17 protein-coding genes are annotated in these 17,479 nt (G+C 38.5%); all 17 read left to right on the top strand.

Features of this window, described 5'->3' with window-relative positions; genetic code table 11:
• The first annotated feature begins 98 nt into the window (after nucleotides 1-98).
• Nucleotides 99-383: a UPF0223 family protein gene (locus tag NE257_RS04840; protein WP_007208205.1), complete on the top strand. Its 285-nt coding sequence runs from the start codon at nucleotides 99-101 to the stop codon at nucleotides 381-383.
• The gene (locus NE257_RS04835) at nucleotides 383-1,165 is read left to right on the top strand and encodes an inositol monophosphatase family protein (protein WP_007208206.1); all 783 of its coding nucleotides are present in this window, start codon (nucleotides 383-385) and stop codon (nucleotides 1,163-1,165) included. Before NE257_RS04840 ends, NE257_RS04835 begins: the two co-directional genes overlap by 1 nt.
• Before the next feature lie 84 nt (nucleotides 1,166-1,249).
• Complete coding sequence (gene typA, locus NE257_RS04830; protein WP_251851665.1) at nucleotides 1,250-3,076, top strand: translational GTPase TypA; 1,827 nt, start codon at nucleotides 1,250-1,252, stop codon at nucleotides 3,074-3,076.
• Between the two features lie 148 nt (nucleotides 3,077-3,224).
• Nucleotides 3,225-3,521 (top strand): DUF1507 family protein, encoded by a 297-nt coding sequence (locus tag NE257_RS04825; RefSeq protein ID WP_007208208.1) that lies wholly within the window; start codon nucleotides 3,225-3,227, stop codon nucleotides 3,519-3,521.
• Between the two features lie 3 nt (nucleotides 3,522-3,524).
• The gene (locus NE257_RS04820) at nucleotides 3,525-4,688 is read left to right on the top strand and encodes an FtsW/RodA/SpoVE family cell cycle protein (protein ID WP_251885918.1); all 1,164 of its coding nucleotides are present in this window, start codon (nucleotides 3,525-3,527) and stop codon (nucleotides 4,686-4,688) included.
• A gap of 31 nt (nucleotides 4,689-4,719) precedes the next feature.
• Complete coding sequence (locus NE257_RS04815) at nucleotides 4,720-8,148, top strand: pyruvate carboxylase (protein ID WP_251885917.1); 3,429 nt, start codon at nucleotides 4,720-4,722, stop codon at nucleotides 8,146-8,148.
• A 16-nt stretch (nucleotides 8,149-8,164) separates the two neighbouring features.
• Nucleotides 8,165-9,286, top strand: coding sequence for a CAP-associated domain-containing protein (locus NE257_RS04810; protein ID WP_251885916.1), 1,122 nt, complete (start codon nucleotides 8,165-8,167; stop codon nucleotides 9,284-9,286).
• Nucleotides 9,283-9,708 carry a YlbF/YmcA family competence regulator gene (locus NE257_RS04805; RefSeq protein WP_251885915.1) on the top strand — a complete coding sequence of 142 codons (426 nt, stop codon included), beginning with the start codon at nucleotides 9,283-9,285 and terminating at the stop codon, nucleotides 9,706-9,708. Before NE257_RS04810 ends, NE257_RS04805 begins: the two co-directional genes overlap by 4 nt.
• Complete coding sequence (locus NE257_RS04800) at nucleotides 9,698-10,045, top strand: YlbG family protein (protein WP_007208213.1); 348 nt, start codon at nucleotides 9,698-9,700, stop codon at nucleotides 10,043-10,045. Before NE257_RS04805 ends, NE257_RS04800 begins: the two co-directional genes overlap by 11 nt.
• 113 nt (nucleotides 10,046-10,158) lie before the next feature.
• Nucleotides 10,159-10,722 carry a 16S rRNA (guanine(966)-N(2))-methyltransferase RsmD gene (gene rsmD, locus NE257_RS04795; RefSeq protein WP_007208214.1) on the top strand — a complete coding sequence of 188 codons (564 nt, stop codon included), beginning with the start codon at nucleotides 10,159-10,161 and terminating at the stop codon, nucleotides 10,720-10,722.
• Nucleotides 10,719-11,198 (top strand): pantetheine-phosphate adenylyltransferase, encoded by a 480-nt coding sequence (gene coaD / locus NE257_RS04790; protein ID WP_007208215.1) that lies wholly within the window; start codon nucleotides 10,719-10,721, stop codon nucleotides 11,196-11,198. The genes rsmD and coaD overlap by 4 nt, the downstream gene beginning before the upstream one ends.
• 7 nt (nucleotides 11,199-11,205) lie before the next feature.
• Nucleotides 11,206-12,255 (top strand): SepM family pheromone-processing serine protease, encoded by a 1,050-nt coding sequence (locus NE257_RS04785; protein WP_007208216.1) that lies wholly within the window; start codon nucleotides 11,206-11,208, stop codon nucleotides 12,253-12,255.
• Between the two features lie 62 nt (nucleotides 12,256-12,317).
• A complete protein-coding gene (locus NE257_RS04780) occupies nucleotides 12,318-12,704 on the top strand; it encodes a DUF1149 family protein (RefSeq protein WP_007208217.1) in 387 nt (128 codons plus the stop codon).
• Nucleotides 12,705-12,716: 12 nt separating this feature from the next.
• Entirely contained in the window at nucleotides 12,717-13,088 is a 372-nt protein-coding gene (locus NE257_RS04775) for a VOC family protein (protein ID WP_251885914.1), read from the top strand.
• 253 nt (nucleotides 13,089-13,341) lie between these two features.
• Nucleotides 13,342-15,519 carry a Tex family protein gene (locus NE257_RS04770; RefSeq protein ID WP_251885913.1) on the top strand — a complete coding sequence of 726 codons (2,178 nt, stop codon included), beginning with the start codon at nucleotides 13,342-13,344 and terminating at the stop codon, nucleotides 15,517-15,519.
• Nucleotides 15,516-15,956 (top strand): SprT family protein, encoded by a 441-nt coding sequence (locus NE257_RS04765; RefSeq protein WP_007208220.1) that lies wholly within the window; start codon nucleotides 15,516-15,518, stop codon nucleotides 15,954-15,956. The genes NE257_RS04770 and NE257_RS04765 overlap by 4 nt, the downstream gene beginning before the upstream one ends.
• Nucleotides 15,957-16,106: 150 nt before the next feature.
• A complete protein-coding gene (murC, locus tag NE257_RS04760; RefSeq protein WP_251854730.1) occupies nucleotides 16,107-17,441 on the top strand; it encodes a UDP-N-acetylmuramate--L-alanine ligase in 1,335 nt (444 codons plus the stop codon).
• Nucleotides 17,442-17,479 lie beyond the last annotated feature (38 nt).

The raw sequence follows: 17,479 nt of genomic DNA, 5'->3' as shown, positions 1-17,479 counted from the left end.
TAAAAGTACCAGTTTGCGTAAAAGTTAACTGGTATTTTTTTGCATTTTTGCTCTAAAAAATTTATAGTTAAATAAAAAAGAAAGAACAGAGGAACTTTATGAATCAAAATTATGAATACCCATTAAATTTGGATTGGAATACCGAGGAGATGGTTGCAGTCATTGCTATGTGGAATGCTGTCGAAAAGGCGTATGAAAAAGGGGTTCAGATTAGCGATCTTCTTACGGCCTACCAAGACTTTAAAAAGGTTGTTCCTTCGATTGGTGAAGAAAAACAACTTGGTAAGCAGTTTGAAAGCAGTAGTTCCTATTCACTTTATCGGACAATCAAGAATGCAAAAGAAAAACAAAAGGGTGTTCTCAAAATGAGGAGTGACGACTAATGCAAGAAATTGTTCATGAAATCAAGAGCTGGATATATGAAGCATCCGAACGAATTAGAGCATCCATTGCAAGCAATCAACTGACGGTGTGCACAAAATCTGATCGAACTGATTTAGTTACCAATATTGATAAAGAGACACAAGACTTTTTGATGACCAAAATCAAAAATTTTGATCCAACTGCAAAAGTTTTGGGTGAAGAAAACAATCAAAACCATTTGACAGATTTTTCAGGAACAGTATTTATTGTCGATCCGATCGATGGGACTATGAATTTTGTTTTAGAACAAGAAAATTTTTGTTTAATGATTGCTGTGTATGAAGAGGCGAAACCGAGCTTAGGTTTTATTTACGATGTCGTAAAAGATGTTCTATTATGGGGAGGCCCTTCAATTGGTGTCTATCGTAATGATGAGCGCATTGATGCGCCTGCCAACAAAGGGGTAGCAGAAGGATTGCTAGGCGTGAATGCTGGCATGTATGGGACAAATTTTGCACATGTGCGCGAAATTGGTAATATGGCTCTTGGTGTGCGAATGTCAGGCTGTGCTGGAGTAGAGCTGATTGCCTTAATTTTAGGAAAAAGAATTGGCTATATATCAAACCTTTCTCCTTGGGATTATGCAGCAGGAGGCGTTTTACTTCAAACATTAGGCTTAAAGATGAGCAACATTAGTGGTGATGCCTTGAATTTAAGCGATCGTGAGTTTTTTGTTGCTGGAACGCCAAAAGCATATGAAGAAATGACGAGATTGTTGCAAAAAGATGAAAAAGTAAGTTAATTGAAAACTTTCTACTATGTTTCACCTTTTTTTTCTGGTATAATAACTCGTTGAGTCAAAGCCAAAATTAAAGGAGCAATTACATTGAAGTATAGAAATGATATTCGAAATGTTGCGATTATTGCCCATGTCGACCACGGGAAAACAACTCTAGTTGATGAACTATTAAAACAATCGCATACGTTAAACGCAAGAACGCAATTACAAGAACGTGCGATGGATTCAAATGCCATTGAAAAAGAACGTGGAATTACGATTCTAGCAAAAAATACTGCTGTTGAATACAACGGTACAAGAATTAACATCTTAGATACACCGGGTCACGCGGATTTTGGTGGAGAAGTTGAACGTATCATGAAAATGGTAGATGGTGTTGTCCTAGTCGTAGATGCGTATGAAGGAACAATGCCTCAAACTCGTTTTGTATTAAAGAAAGCTTTAGAACAAAACGTTACGCCAATCGTTGTTGTAAATAAAATCGACAAACCTTCTGCACGTCCCGAGCACGTAGTAGATGAAGTATTAGAATTATTTATCGAATTAGGCGCAGACGACGAACAATTGGATTTCCCAGTTATTTATGCATCTGCTTTAAATGGAACTTCTAGCTTATCTGACAATCCTGCTGATCAAGAAAAGACAATGGCACCTATCTTTGATACGATCATTGAGCATATTCCAGCACCAGTTGACAATAGCGAAGAACCATTACAATTCCAAGTATCCTTACTTGATTACAATGACTATGTTGGACGTATCGGAATTGGTCGCGTATTCCGCGGAACGATTCGCGTAGGAGACCAAGTGGCATTGATGAAATTAGACGGCGAAGTTAAAAAATTCCGTGTAACCAAAATTTTTGGATTCTTTGGTTTACAAAGAGAAGAAATTCAAGAAGCCAAAGCTGGTGACTTAATTGCTGTATCTGGGATGGAAGATATCTTCGTAGGTGAAACAGTGACACCTTCTGATCATCAAGAAGCACTACCAATTTTACACATTGACGAACCAACACTACAAATGACGTTCCTAGTGAACAACTCACCATTTGCTGGTCGTGAAGGAAAATGGGTAACTGCACGTAAGATTGAAGAACGCCTAATGGCCGAATTACAAACGGACGTATCGTTAAGAGTTGATCCAATTGGTCCTGACTCTTGGATCGTTTCAGGTCGTGGTGAATTGCATTTGTCTATCTTAATTGAAAACATGCGTCGTGAAGGCTTTGAATTACAAGTATCACGTCCAGAAGTTATTGAACGTGAAGTAGATGGTGTGAAATGTGAACCATTTGAGCGTGTTCAAATTGATACTCCTGAAGAATATATGGGATCAATCATTGAATCATTGGGCATGCGTAAAGCTGAAATGCAAGACATGATCCATACAGGTAACGGACAAGTACGTATAATCTTCTTAGCACCTGCTCGTGGATTGATTGGATATACAACAGAGTTCTTATCAATGACTCGTGGATATGGTATTATGCACCACACATTCGATCAATACTTACCGATGATTTCTGGACAAATTGGTGGCCGTCATCATGGTGCGTTGGTATCAATTGATACAGGGAAAGCTACAACTTACTCAATCATGAACATTGAAGAACGTGGAACAGTCTTTGTTGAACCAACGACTGAAGTATACGAAGGTATGATTATTGGTGAAAACTCTCGTGATAATGACCTTACTGTTAATATTACGAAAGCAAAACAAATGACTAACGTTCGTTCTGCAACAAAAGACCAAACTTCTGTGATTAAAAAACCAAGAATTTTGACACTTGAAGAATCTTTGGAATTCTTAAATGATGATGAATTCTGCGAAGTAACACCAGAAAATATTCGTTTAAGAAAACAAATTCTTAATAAAAATGAACGCGAAAAATCACAAAAGAAGAAAAAATAATCGTTAATAGATAGTTAAAGAAACCTTATTTCATCTGAAATAAGGTTTCTTTGTTTTAAAAACAATAATCCTTTTGAAAATTGAAAAGACAAGTCTTTCTTTTTAAAAAAATATGCTATAATATTGGAATTAGATAGGAGGAGATACCATGGAAACAGTGACTCCGGAAATGGCGAATTCATTGCTACTGAATGAAGCAAATCGTATTCGTTTATTAATTAAAAATCAAAAAAATAGCCAATGTATTTCACAATGTAAAGCATTTGAAGAGGTAGTCGATACGCAAATGTATGGCTTGTCTCGCCAGGTGGCATTCGCCATTCAACTTGGTATTATTCAACCCGAAGTGGGTCATCAAATTTTGAGTAGCTTAGAGCGGGATTTGAATCATTTGTATACCGAAGTATATGAAGACCAAAAGATTACTGAGGGCAAGGAGGTTTAAATTTTGCCTAAAAAAATCTTAAAAAGGCATTTGCTCGACTTACATATTTTTTTACCTTATATAACGTTATGTGTCATTGGATTAATGATGGTTTACAGTACAACGTCTTATGATCTATTAGAAGAAAATCAAAACCCAGCGAGACAGGCGATTTTGCAGTTTATCTTTTGGGTGATTAGCCTGATTTTGATGGCAGTTATCTATCGGGTTAAAACAATTGTTTTAAAAAACAAATATGCGACGTATGGTGCGTTGGCAGTCATTATACCGGCAATGTTTCTAGTATTTGCTTTTAAACCAGTCAATGGTTCCTATGGCTGGATTCAAATCCCTGGAGTGGGAACGTTGCAACCTGCTGAATTTTTGAAATTTATTGTCATTTGGTACCTAGCGATTCAGATTACCAATCGGAAAGATGATATCTTACAGTTTGAAAAGCAACCAATTGCGACTGTGGTTCGAATAACGTGGATGACTTTAATCCCTACCAGTTTATTATTGTTTTACCCTGACTGGGGAAATATGATTGTTATTTGTTTAGTAATTCTTGTATTGTTACTAGCTAGTGGTATTAATTATCTCTATACATTTGTAGCAGGAGCTGGATTGATGGCACTAGCGGCTTTAGCAATCAAATTAGTCCCTACAGTTGGAAGTAAGTTTTTGCCAGCCCATGTCGTTTCTCGATTTAAAATCTTTCAAAATCCATTTTTGGATGAATATGGCACTGGTCACCAAGCAATTCATGGCTATTACGCGATGTTTAATGGTGGATGGTTTGGTAGAGGATTGGGTAACAGTATTCAAAAGAAAGGCTTCTTAAGTGAAGCGCAAACCGACTATGCATTTGCAATTGTCGTTGAAGAACTGGGATTACTCATGGCACTTGCAATTCTTACACTATTATTGTATATGGCTGCTCGGGTTATTTTAGTAGGTATTCGATCGACGGATACATTTAACTCGTTGATGTGTATCGGTATTGGTTCTCTGTTCTTGATTTCAATATTTGTCAATCTAGGTGGAATTACAGGCTTAATACCTCTAACTGGAATTACATTTCCATTCATCAGTCAAGGTGGATCGAGTTTGTTGGTATTTTCCGTAGCAATAGCATTTACATTAAATATAAGTGCAGATGAGAAAAAGAAAAAACTTCAGCTATAAAAGAATTGGTTATTCAAAAGGAGAGGTTTTCATGAAAAAGGTTCTAGTGGCAAATCGAGGAGAAATTGCAGTGCGGGTCTTTCGCGCATGTGCTGAATTAGGCATTCAGACAGTCGGAATCTACGCGACTGAAGATGAGTTTTCTATGCATCGCTTTAAAGCGGATGAAGCATATGTGGTTGGTGTCGGAAAAAAACCGATTGACGCCTATTTAGACATTGAAGGAATTATCCAAATTGCAAAAGATGCTGGAGCAGAAGCAATCCATCCAGGCTATGGATTTTTATCTGAGAATTTAGCCTTTGCAAAACGCTGTGAAGAAGAAGGTATCATTTTTATTGGGCCTTCTGTCCACCATTTAGATATCTTTGGTGATAAGATAAAGGCCAAAGAAGCAGCGATTGATGCGGGTATTCAGTCTATTCCGGGTACGGATGGGCCAGTAGAATCAGTCGATGATGTGCAAGCATTTGGCGAACAATATGGTTATCCAATTATGATTAAAGCTGCCCTAGGTGGTGGTGGACGTGGAATGCGCGTTGCCCATAATGCTAAAGAAGCAGTTGAAGGGTTTCAACGGGCGAAAAGTGAAGCCAAAGCCGCTTTTGGAAACGATGAGATTTATGTTGAAAAGTATATCCAAGATCCAAAACACATTGAAGTTCAAATTTTAGGTGACCAATATGGCAATGTTATTCATTTATTTGAACGAGATTGCTCGGTGCAAAGACGTCATCAAAAAGTTGTCGAAGTAGCTCCTTGCGTCTCGATGAATGACGAACAAAGGGAGAAAATTTGCTCTGCAGCCGTACAATTAATGAAGCATGTAGGCTATATTAATGCCGGGACGGTTGAATTTTTAGTTGAGGGCGACGATTTTTATTTTATTGAAGTAAATCCTCGTGTTCAAGTAGAGCATACAATTACTGAGTTAATTACAGATGTAGATATTGTAACGACTCAGCTATTGATTGCGCAAGGCAAGGATCTTCATAAAGAAATCGGTATTCCGAAGCAAGAAGCAATCACCTACCGTGGGGCGGCAATTCAATGTCGGATTACTACTGAGGATCCATTGCATGATTTTTTACCTGATACTGGTAAAATTGACACGTATCGATCCCCAGGTGGGTCAGGTGTACGATTGGATACAGGAAATGCCTATGCTGGTGCTGTCGTAACACCTTACTTTGATTCACTTTTGGTTAAAGTTTGTACCCACGCAAGTACCTTTGAGGCTGCGATTCACAAAATGGAGCGTTGCCTTCGTGAGTTTCGGATCCGTGGGGTAAAAACAAATATTCCATTTATGATTAATGTCATTAAACACCCAGCTTTTCGTTCCGGTAAACTAAAAACGACCTTTATCGATACAACACCAGAGTTATTTTTATTTTCAGACGTACGCGATCGTGGAAATAAAACAATGAAATACATTGGTGAAATTACAGTGAATGGCTATCCAGGAATTGAGCGCCAAGAAAAACGATACTACCCAGATCCACGAAAACCAAAGAAAATTTTACCATCTCTACCTGAAGTCACACCAAAAAGCATATTAGATCAACAAGGTGCTGATGCTGTCAGTCGTTGGGTTAGTGGTCAGAAAGCTGTACTTTTGACAGATACTACGTTTAGAGATGCGCATCAAAGTTTGCTTGCTACGCGTGTACGGACTAGAGATATTGTAAGTATTGCCAAGCAAACGGAAGAAAGTATCCCTCAATTGTTCTCAAGCGAAATGTGGGGTGGAGCGACCTTTGACGTAGCCTATCGTTTCTTAAATGAAGACCCTTGGGAAAGACTACGTTTGATTCGTAAAACCATGCCCAATACACTATTGCAGATGCTATTTAGAGGATCTAATGCTGTCGGCTATAGTAACTATCCTGATAATGTGATTCGTGAATTTATCAAAGAGTCTGCAAGACAAGGCATTGATGTGTTTCGTATTTTTGATAGCCTTAATTGGGTTCCTCAAATGGAGCAAAGTATTTTGGCTGTCCGAGATGCAGGGAAAATTGCAGAAGCGACGATTTGTTATACAGGTGACATTAATGATGCAAAACGCGCGAAATACAGTGTGGCATACTATAAAGAGCTTGCAAAAGAGCTTGAACAACTAGGTGCGCACATCATAGCAATTAAGGATATGGCAGGGTTACTAAAACCTAAAGCTGCCTATCGCTTAATTAGTGAGTTAAAAGATGCTGTTTCTATCCCAATTCATTTGCATACTCATGATACAAGTGGTAATGGCATCATGACGTATTCAGAGGCAGTGAATGCGGGCGTAGACATTGTTGATGTGGCAATGAGTGCTATGAGTAGCAGTACGAGTCAACCAAGCATGAGTAGCTTGTACTATGCATTAGTCGATGATCAACGTGTCCCTGACGTAAAAATCGAAAATATTCAGCAAGTAAACCATTATTGGGAAGATGTGCGCACTTACTACCATGCTTTCGAAAATGGTGTGAGCGCACCTCAAACAGAAGTATACATGCATGAAATGCCGGGCGGACAATACTCAAATCTGCAACAACAAGCGAAAGCAGTTGGTTTAGGCGATCGTTGGGATGATATCAAAGAAATGTACCATCATGTAAATCTGATGTTTGGAGATATCGTCAAAGTAACACCATCGTCAAAAGTAGTTGGAGATATGGCTCTGTTCATGGTTCAAAATAACTATACAGAAGATGATATTTATGAAAAAGGGGACGAGCTAAGTTTCCCTGATTCCGTTATCCAATTTTTCCTAGGTGATTTGGGGCAACCGGTTGGAGGGTTTCCAAAACGATTGCAAAAAATTATTTTAAAAAATCGAGAACCACTCATTGAGCGACCAGGGAAATTAGCACCGTCTGTTGACTTTAATGAAGTAAAAGTAAGCTTGGCTGAAAAAATTGGTTATGAACCTTCACAAGAAGAAGTGTTGAGCTATATCATGTATCCGCAAGTCTTTTTAGATTATCGTAAGGCTTACGAACAATTTGCAGATATTAAAGTCTTAGATACGCCTACATTCTTTGAAGGAATGCGCTTAGGCGAACGGATCAATGTTCAAATTGAAAAAGGCAAAGTATTAATTATACGTTTGGACGAAATTGGTGAGCCGGATATTGAAGGAAATAGAACCCTCTTCTTTAACTTAAATGGACAACGACGAGAAGTAGTGGTTCATGATGCATCTATTCTTAGTGCTGTGAAAAAACGTAGAAAAGTTGAACCAACGAACAAAGAACAAATCGGTGCAACAATGTCTGGTTCAGTCTTACAAGTATTAGTGAAAAAAGGGGACCGAGTGAAAAAAGGAGATAGCTTGATTGTGACCGAAGCGATGAAAATGGAAACGTCGATTGAAGCGAGATTTGATGGTACCGTGGAACATATTTATGTCGATGCGGGTGACACGATTGTTTCGGGAGATTTACTCATCGAGGTATCGGAAAAATAAAGTAGGAGGAAATGGGATGAAATACCAAAAATTCATTTTTTTAGGGATACTCATTGTAGCCTTTGTCATTGTATACGGGCAACCAATTGCTTATCCAATGTATTCATCCCCGCTTAAAGCTCCTGCAACTCAATCTATTAAATCAACGAACCTCACATATGAAACAATCCCAACTTCAGGCTTTGCAAATTATATTGGCAAAAAGCTTGAAGCAATCCAAGCAGTGTATGGAGAGCCAGTAGAAACAATTTCTACTGGCTACTCGTATACCATCTCAATTTTTCGAGCAACTGAGTCATCCAGTTACATGGAAGTGAGTACGATAGATCAAAAAATAGTCGGAATAAAAGTAATTGATCCTAAAAATGATGCAGTGGCGCCTTTTTCAAATGGTATGACAATGAGTCAATTAACAAAAATCACGATGATATATCCTAATTTTCAATTGAAATATGAAAATCAATATGTAGATATTGAACTTTCGGAAGAAGATATGAACTATCGACCGTTAATTGGTTTTGAAAACGGGACCTTCTTAATCTTATTTTTCGACCAAAGTTCGAGTAAATTATATAGTATGATGTATCTATCAGAAGAACTCCTTTTAAAATTGGTACCATATACAATGACAGGTGAAGTGTTGCCTGATTTTGTTGAGCAACATAATGTGGACTGGACAACAATTGACCATCAAAAAGTAGACCTCGCTAGTAATACGCTAAAAATTTTAAGGAAAAGAGAAAAACTAACCGTTTACCAGCCAAATACGACATTGCAAGCGAAAGCGAATCATATCTTAGCAGAATTTTTGACTCATCCCGAAGACACATTGACGACGCAACGTGTTCAGCTTATGCAGCGAAGTATTGCGGGACAAGAGTCTGATCACTTTATTTTGACGGATGAGGAGATTTCAGGCCTTCTTCAAGCGAACGCTCTTACGCAATCAAGTGGTTACCTAGAAATTCCAGTAATTGACCCGACTTTTACCATTTTATCTTGGTACAGTAATTCTTTTTTACACCAAAAATATATGCAAGAGAAAGAAGAATCATTAGGCGTTGCATTTTCAAAAGAAACTATGTTAGTCTTATTACAAGAAAAACAAACTACATCAAAGGAAAGTAATGAGCCATGATTTATAACCAATCATTTTACCAAATTGAAACGCAAATAGAGCACTTAACTTCTGACCTTATCAATAGTCCACTTTTTCTTAATTATTTGCAATCTAAACGAAGAGTTCAGGATTCGAAAGAAGTTAAGCAGCTTCAATTAGCCTTCCTACAATCGAAGGAATCTTATGAGCAAGTTGAGCAATACGGAAAATATGCGCCCGATTTTAATAAAAAACGACGAGAATTACGTCTTGCAAAGCGGACGCTTGATTTGCAAGAAGATGTGAGTGAATTTCGCTATCAAGAAACGCAACTTCAAACTGTTTTGGATGAAATCTGTCTAGCGATAGCGGAAACAATTTCAGATGATATCAAAGTTGATGCTGGTAATCCGTTTTTTAGTAGTCACTCAGGATGTGGAGGAAGCTGTCATGCAAGTTGAAGTACATCATGAATTGGAAGTACCAACAAGAAGAAGTCTCGTCGTTTGGATGTATTCTTTGCGCCAAATCCGTAATTTACGTCGGTATGGTTCGGTTCTATATATTTCAAAACGGATGAAGTATGCGCTTGTGTACCTCAATGAGGAAGACTTTGACGCAAGCAGTGAAAAGATCGAACGGTTGCATTTTGTGCGAAAAATAGAACGTTCTTATCGACCAGATATCGAAATGAATTTTGCTGACAAAATCGGCACTAAACGAGCATTTCAACCTGTAGATGATGGGTATGAGGTGGAAGAGAAGAGTACCAAAATTCGTTTAGCCGAAAATGTTTAAATAGACAAGCCATCAGTCAAATAGTAGCAGCACAAGTTTTGAAAGAAGGCAATTTTGCTGTAAAACTGCTATTCTTGACTAATGGCTTTTTCATGTAAAAGGGAGGATACATAGTGCGAATTATTGCAGGAACGTATGGAGGTAGGAAGCTAAAAAGCCTTCCTGGTACGAATACACGACCAACTACTGATAAAGTAAAGGGTGCCATCTATAATATGCTTGGGCCTTATTTTGATGGTGGGAAAGTACTTGATTTATTCTCTGGTAGTGGTGGGCTGGCTATCGAGGCGATCTCAAGAGGAATGGACAAAGCGGTCTGTGTGGACAAAAATTACCAAGCTATCTCAATTATTAAGGAAAATATTCAAATAACGAAGGAACCTGAAAAATTTGTCGTGTTAAAAATGGATGCCAATGCTGCCCTAAAAAAATTATCTGGCGAAGAAATGAAGTTTGATTTGATTCTTTTTGATCCTCCGTATGCAAAGCAAGAAATCGTGGACCAAATCGAGCAGATGTCTCAGCTCAATCTTACAGCTGAATATGCCAAAATTGTTTGTGAAACGGATAAGGCGATTGATTTACCCGAAAAAATTGCGGGATTTAGCGCAATTAGACAACAAACATACGGCGCTAGTAAAGTGACCATATATCGAAAGGATGAGGCAGAAAGATGAACAAAAAAATTGCCCTATTTCCTGGAAGCTTTGATCCGATTACGCTTGGCCATATTGATTTGATTGAGCGGGCGTCACAGTTATTCGATCATTTATATGTGGGCGTTTTTCAAAATACAACGAAGAAGTCACTGTTTACTAAAGAGGAAAAAATGCTTCTAGTAAAAAAAAGTCTAGAACAATATGAAAATGTTAGCGTTGTTTCCCAAGAAGAGGAACTGACAGTGACCTATGCCAAAAAAATTGGCGCCGATTTTTTGATCCGTGGTATTCGTAATAGTAAAGACTTTGAATATGAGAAAGATATATATGCACTAAATCAACACTTGGACGATTCAATTGAAACAGTTTTTCTTATAGCGAACCCTAAATATGAACATGTTAGCTCTAGCATGTTAAAAGAGATTTTGACTTTTGGTGGCGATGTTACAGCCTTTTTGCCAGATGTTGTGAATCAATACATTGAAAAGAAGTGAATGAGAAGTGAAAAAAAAAACTTGGTTAAAAGTTAGTCTATTTTTTGCAACGTTACTCGTTGTTTTAGGTATCGTTGTCGTACCAATCCCGTATTACATAGAACAACCTGGCTCGACAATCAATCTAAAAGATTTAATTACGGTCAATAATAAAGAGGACACACAAGCAGGTTCCTTTTCGTTAACTTCTGTTGGAATACGTCGTGCGACTGTCGCCACGGCACTAATCTCCAAATTCTCTGCCTTTGACGAACTTCTTTCAGAAAAAGATCTGATGGGTTCGGCCTCAAGTGAAGAATACAATCAAATTCAACAATATTATATGCAATCAGCTCAAAATAATGCAGCCGAACAAGCACTTAAATTAGCCGGTATGGATTATTCGATGAAGTATAAAGGTGTCTATGTCATGTCAGTTGAAAAGAATTCCAGTTTTTATGGTGTCATTCAAATTGGTGATACGGTGACAGGCGTCGATGGCAAGAGCTTTGAAAGTAGCCAAGCATTTATGTCCTACGTACAGTCGCAAAAAGTTGGTCAAACGATGACGGTCTCTTATACGCATAATAATGAAACAAAAACGGCATCAGGCAAGCTGATTGAGCTATCGACAACAAAAAAAGCTGGCATTGGTATCTCACTAGTGGATCATACTGAAATTGAATCCGACCAAGCCATTGATTTTCATGTAGAAAATATTGGTGGCCCTTCTGCTGGATTAATGTTTACCTTAGAAATTTACCAACAATTGACTGGGAAAGACTTGCGTCATGGCAAAGTGATTGCCGGCACTGGTACGATTGACGAAACAGGTACAGTCGGCCGAATTGGTGGTATTGATAAAAAAGTAGCGAGCGCAAGCAACGAGGGAGTAGAAATCTTTTTTGCTCCAGATGATGAAATCACGGATGCAGAGAAAAAAGCAGATCCAACTATTCAAACGAATTACGAAGAAGCTAAGGCTGCTGCTAAGAAACTAAATACAACTATGAAAATTGTACCAGTCAAAACATTGAAAGATGCTATCGATTATCTAAATGGCTTACAAGATTCTTAATTTACTTTCTTTGCACAAATCGTATGGTAAAATAGGTAAATAAGGCAGAAGGAGTGAGTTAATTGGAAATACGCAGACAAAAACCAATCGTAGAAAATTATCATTTTGATATGAAAAAACCAGAAGAACAAGTTGAGACAAAGTTAAATGTAGGGTTTATGCCTCTCACCCCTCCTGATAAAGACTATCCAAAAGAGAATAGTATCATTGGAGCTCGCTTGGAGTTTACAATTGCTTTTCCTGAGTATGTCCTATCTGGAGCAGTGGGACAAATAAATCATATCGTGAATCAATCAGTCACGAAAACGGAAGATATTTCACGTGCAGAAGCAGATGAGTTAGTAGCACCTTTATTTGATATTGTTAAAAGATTGAGCTACGAGGTTACAGAAATCGTCACGGATGAACCCGGCGTCGACTTAAACTTTAATTCTCAAGATAATGAGTAAGGAGAAAAAATGATGATTTCAAATCAAATGGAAATTATGTTATATGTTGACGATGTTCCTCGTGCCCAAGAGTTTTGGGAATCTCTGGGCTTCCAAACAATTACTGTTCAGAATCTAGAGGAAACAAAAATCGTTGAGATGGCCCCTAATGAAACGGCTGAAATTCACTTTGTTTTATATGATCGTACATTTATCGAAACCTATTCACCAGAAGTGGCGACCAACTCCCCATCGATCATGTTCCAAACAAAGGACATCGAAGGTTTTTATAATAAATTATTAACCTTAAATACAACTGTTGGCGAACTCATTCAGCTTGAAGATAGTAAGATTTTAAATTTTGCTGATCCAGATGGTAACTATTACGCAATCAAAAGTATATAGCACAAGAAATGAGCAATAAATCGAATCTGATTTATTGCTTTTTACATTTATACACTTATGAAAATAAAGAAATATATAAAAACTTTTAAAAAACTTTATATATTCCATTTAAAGAGTTCTGCTGAAAAAGTTTTTTAAAAGATTTTTAAAAGCACCTTATCCGTCTGTTCTTTACTGGAGAAGGAAAGAATGGTTGATTCATATTGGGAAGACTTGCTATGATTGTGTGAACACGTGCGAAGGAAGGAAATGAATGACTATGACGAATCACGAAGAAGTAATAATCAAAGCGTTAGGGCAGTACAAGCCAAAACAAATCCGAGCGGTGTTAAATCTACTAGCGGACGGCAATACAGTGCCATTTATTGCACGATATCGTAAAGAGATAACTGGTTCTCTTGATGAAGTGCAAATCAAAGAAATTGAAGATCGTGCAACCTATATTGACAACTTAGAAAAAAGAAGACAAGAAATTTTGACGAAAATTGAGAGCTTGGATCAGTTGTCACCATCATTGAAACAGGCGATTGAGCAAGCTGATACATTGCAATTATTGGAAGACTACTACCGACCATTCAAGCAAAAACGGCGGACAAAAGCTACAATTGCCAAAGAAAATGGCTTAGAACCATTTGCAAAGTGGTTAAAGACATTTCCAAACAAGCCGTCACTTGAGGAAAAAGCAAGTCAGTTTTTAAATGATGCCATCCTATCGATAGAAGATGCTCTTAGCGGTGTTCATGAAATTTTAGCGGAAGAAATAGGCGACAACGCAGAAATTAGAAAATGGATTCGTTCCTATACAATGAAGCATGGTCAGTTTTATAGCCGCGTAAAAGATGAAGAGGCCGATGAAAAACGAATTTATGAGATGTACTATAATTTTTCAGAGCCGTATCTTAAAATGGTTTCACATCGAATATTAGCGGCCAATCGTGGTGAAAAAGAAGGTGTGTTAAAAGCCGGTATCACAGTGGATGAGGGGGCTATTTTTTCATATTTGGAAAGAACTGTTCTCAAGGGGAAACAATCGAATAACAATCAAGTACTGATCGACGCTGCTATTGATGCATACAAACGATTTATTCAACCTGCGATTGAAAGGGATTTGCGTAGTGAATTAACAACAAAAGCTGATGAGCAAGCGATCCAGGTTTTTGGCGAGAATCTTAGAAATCTTTTATTACAAGCGCCATTGAAAGGGAAAGTAGTCATGGGATTTGACCCTGCGTATCGAACAGGGTGTAAATTAGCGATTATTGATGCCACAGGTGCGTTACTGGCCATCGATGTCATCTATCCGCATGCCCCCGCTCCTGCAGCAAAAAGACAAGCAAGTGGTCAGCAGTTCAGGCAATTAATTCAAGACTACCAAGTAGAAATGGTTGCTATCGGTAATGGAACGGCAAGTAGGGAATCGGAACAATTTGTAGCAAAGCAGTTGAAGCTAGTGGATAATGACGTATATTATGTCATTGTCAGCGAGGCTGGTGCATCGGTCTATTCAGCCAGTCCAGTCGCTCGTGAGGAATTTCCAAAATTACAAGTAGAACAGCGTAGTGCCATTAGTATCGGTCGTAGATTGCAAGATCCATTAGCAGAGCTAGTTAAAATTGAACCAAAAGCTGTGGGTGTTGGCCAATATCAACATGATGTTTCACAAAAAAGACTAGCTGATGAATTGTCCTTTGTTGTTGAAACGGCTGTGAACCAAGTGGGTGTGGATGTCAATACGGCGAGTGCACAACTCTTAGGATACGTGTCCGGTATTAATAAAACGACGGCGCAAAATATTGTGACACTTCGTCAAGAAGTAGGAAGCTTTACCGAACGGAAAGAATTAAAAAAAGTCCCACGCCTAGGGCCAAAAGCGTATGAACAAGCAATCGGATTTCTACGGATTCCAAAAGGAAAATCGATCTTTGATTCAACCAGCATCCATCCAGAAAGCTATCCACTTGCCAAAAAAATATTAGAATACATTCACATGCCTGAATCTTCTGTCGGATCTGAAGAGACAACTGCTTTGTTAAAGCAAGTCAGTCAAGAAAAGTTGGCTGATCAATGGGGAATCGCAGTCGTGACACTACAAGATATCATTCAAGGGCTTATTCAACCAGGCAGAGACATGCGCGATGCGATGCCGGCGCCACTTTTGCGTAAAGATGTCTTAACAATCACTGACTTATCAGCAGGTATGGAGCTGAAGGGGACGGTAAGAAACGTTGTCGATTTTGGTGCATTTGTCGATATCGGCGTCAAACATGATGGACTAGTCCATGTCTCAAAATTAAGTGAAAAGTTTGTCAAAAAAGCAAGTGAAATCGTCGCAGTGGGAGACATTGTTTCAGTGTGGGTGGAACAAGTCGACTTAGCCAGAGAACGTGTCAGTCTAACCATGATTCAACCACGACAAGCGGCTAAAGTATGACCAATGAGCAACTACAAGCGCTCATCGAACAAGTGTCGCTTGACCATTTCAATAAAGCGTTTCGCCACCATGCGTGTTTTAATGCGCGCCTTAAGACAACGGGTGGTCGTTATCATTTGGCTGACCATCACATTGATGTTAATCCCAAGTTAATGGAACCTGAGTACCAGCAATATTTAATAGGTGTAATCAAGCATGAATTGTGTCATTACCATTTGCATTTAGTGGGTGGCGGCTATCGTCATCGCGACCAAGATTTTAAGCAATTACTTCATTCAGTTGAGGGATTACGCTACTCGCCACTGACTTTTGCCCCAAAAAAGAGGATAGTCTATGAATGCTTGAATTGCCATCAAATATACCTGCGTCAAAAGGCTATCAATACGCAGCGGTTTTGCTGCGGCAAGTGTCGCGGAAAACTGGTAGAGCAAGTTTAAACATACATGTTGTTTTATAATTCATGAGGAAAACTCGTTGCTATTTTTTTTAATCTGTTAGATAATAAGCAACGGTTGCACCATATACGTAGTTTTCATTTGACGCATTTGGTGATTGAAAGGATTTTCTTAAAGAGAGGATATTTTAGCATGAAAGATCAAGAAACATTGTATCATTTTGTCGGAATCAAAGGGTCAGGAATGAGTTCATTGGCGCTCGTTTTACACGAAAAAGGCTATCACGTGCAAGGGTCAGATGTACCAACTTACTTCTTTACACAGCGAGACCTAGAAAAAGCAGGTATCCCAATTTTTAACTTTGACGCAAATAATATTAAAGAAGGTATGACGGTTATTGCAGGGAATGCATTTCCTGATAGCCATGAAGAAATTGTTCGAGCAAAAGAACTAGGTTTAGAAGTGATTCGTTACCATGATTTTATTGGCCAATTCATTCAAAACTTTACGAGCATCGCAGTGACTGGTTCGCACGGTAAGACTAGTACGACTGGGATGTTGGCTCATGTTTTGTGTGGCATTCGTCCAACAAGCTACTTAATCGGCGATGGTACTGGACATGGCGACCCTCAAGCTGAGTTTTTTGCATTTGAAGCATGTGAATACCGACGTCATTTCTTAGCATATTCTCCTGACTATGCCATTATGACGAATATTGACTTTGATCATCCTGACTACTATAAGAGTATCGAAGACGTTTATGATGCCTTCCAAACGATGGCTCATCAAGTGAAAAAAGCAATCTTTGCATTTGGTGATGACGACTATTTGCGAAAATTAGAGGCCGATGTACCAATCTACTACTATGGTATTAATGAAAATGATGACGTGCAAGCACGCAATATCGAACGCACGACGACTGGTTCAGCATTTGATGTTTATTTCCATGACAAGCTTGTTGGTCACTTTGTTCTGCCAGCATTTGGTCAGCACAATATTAACAATGCACTAGGAGTTATTGCGACAGCATACTTAGAAGACTTCGATATGGAAGAAGTTGCCAGAGAAATGCAAACATTCGCTGGTGTGAAGCGTCGTTTCACTGAAAAGAAAGTTGCTGATATGATTATTGTAGACGACTATGCGCATCATCCTGCTGAAATTCGTGCGACGATTGATGGCGCAAGACAAAAATACCCAAATCAAAAAATCATTGCCGTTTTCCAACCACACACGTTTACAAGAACCATTGCGTTATTAGATGATTTTGCCCAAGCATTAGACTTAGCAGATGAAGTCTATCTGTGTGATATCTTTGGTTCGGCCCGTGAAACAAAAGGAAATGTAAAAATTGAAGATTTAGGGGCGAAAATCCATAAAGGTGGGACAGTCCTTTCTGAGGATAATGTTTCGCCATTGCTTGATTACAAAGATGCTGTAGTCATCTTCATGGGAGCGGGCGATGTACAAAAATTTGAACGTGCATACGAAGAACTCTTAAGCAAAACAACAAAAAGCGATCGTTAGCGATTGGTGCTGTAGACTGTTTTTCCTTTCAATTTCTA

It is taken from the genome of Enterococcus italicus (assembly GCF_023743875.1).
GTDB classification, from domain to species: Bacteria; Bacillota; Bacilli; order Lactobacillales; family Enterococcaceae; genus Enterococcus_G; species Enterococcus_G italicus.
Note: the sequence above shows the minus strand (reverse complement) of the source record. Positions and strands in the feature narration are given on the sequence as shown.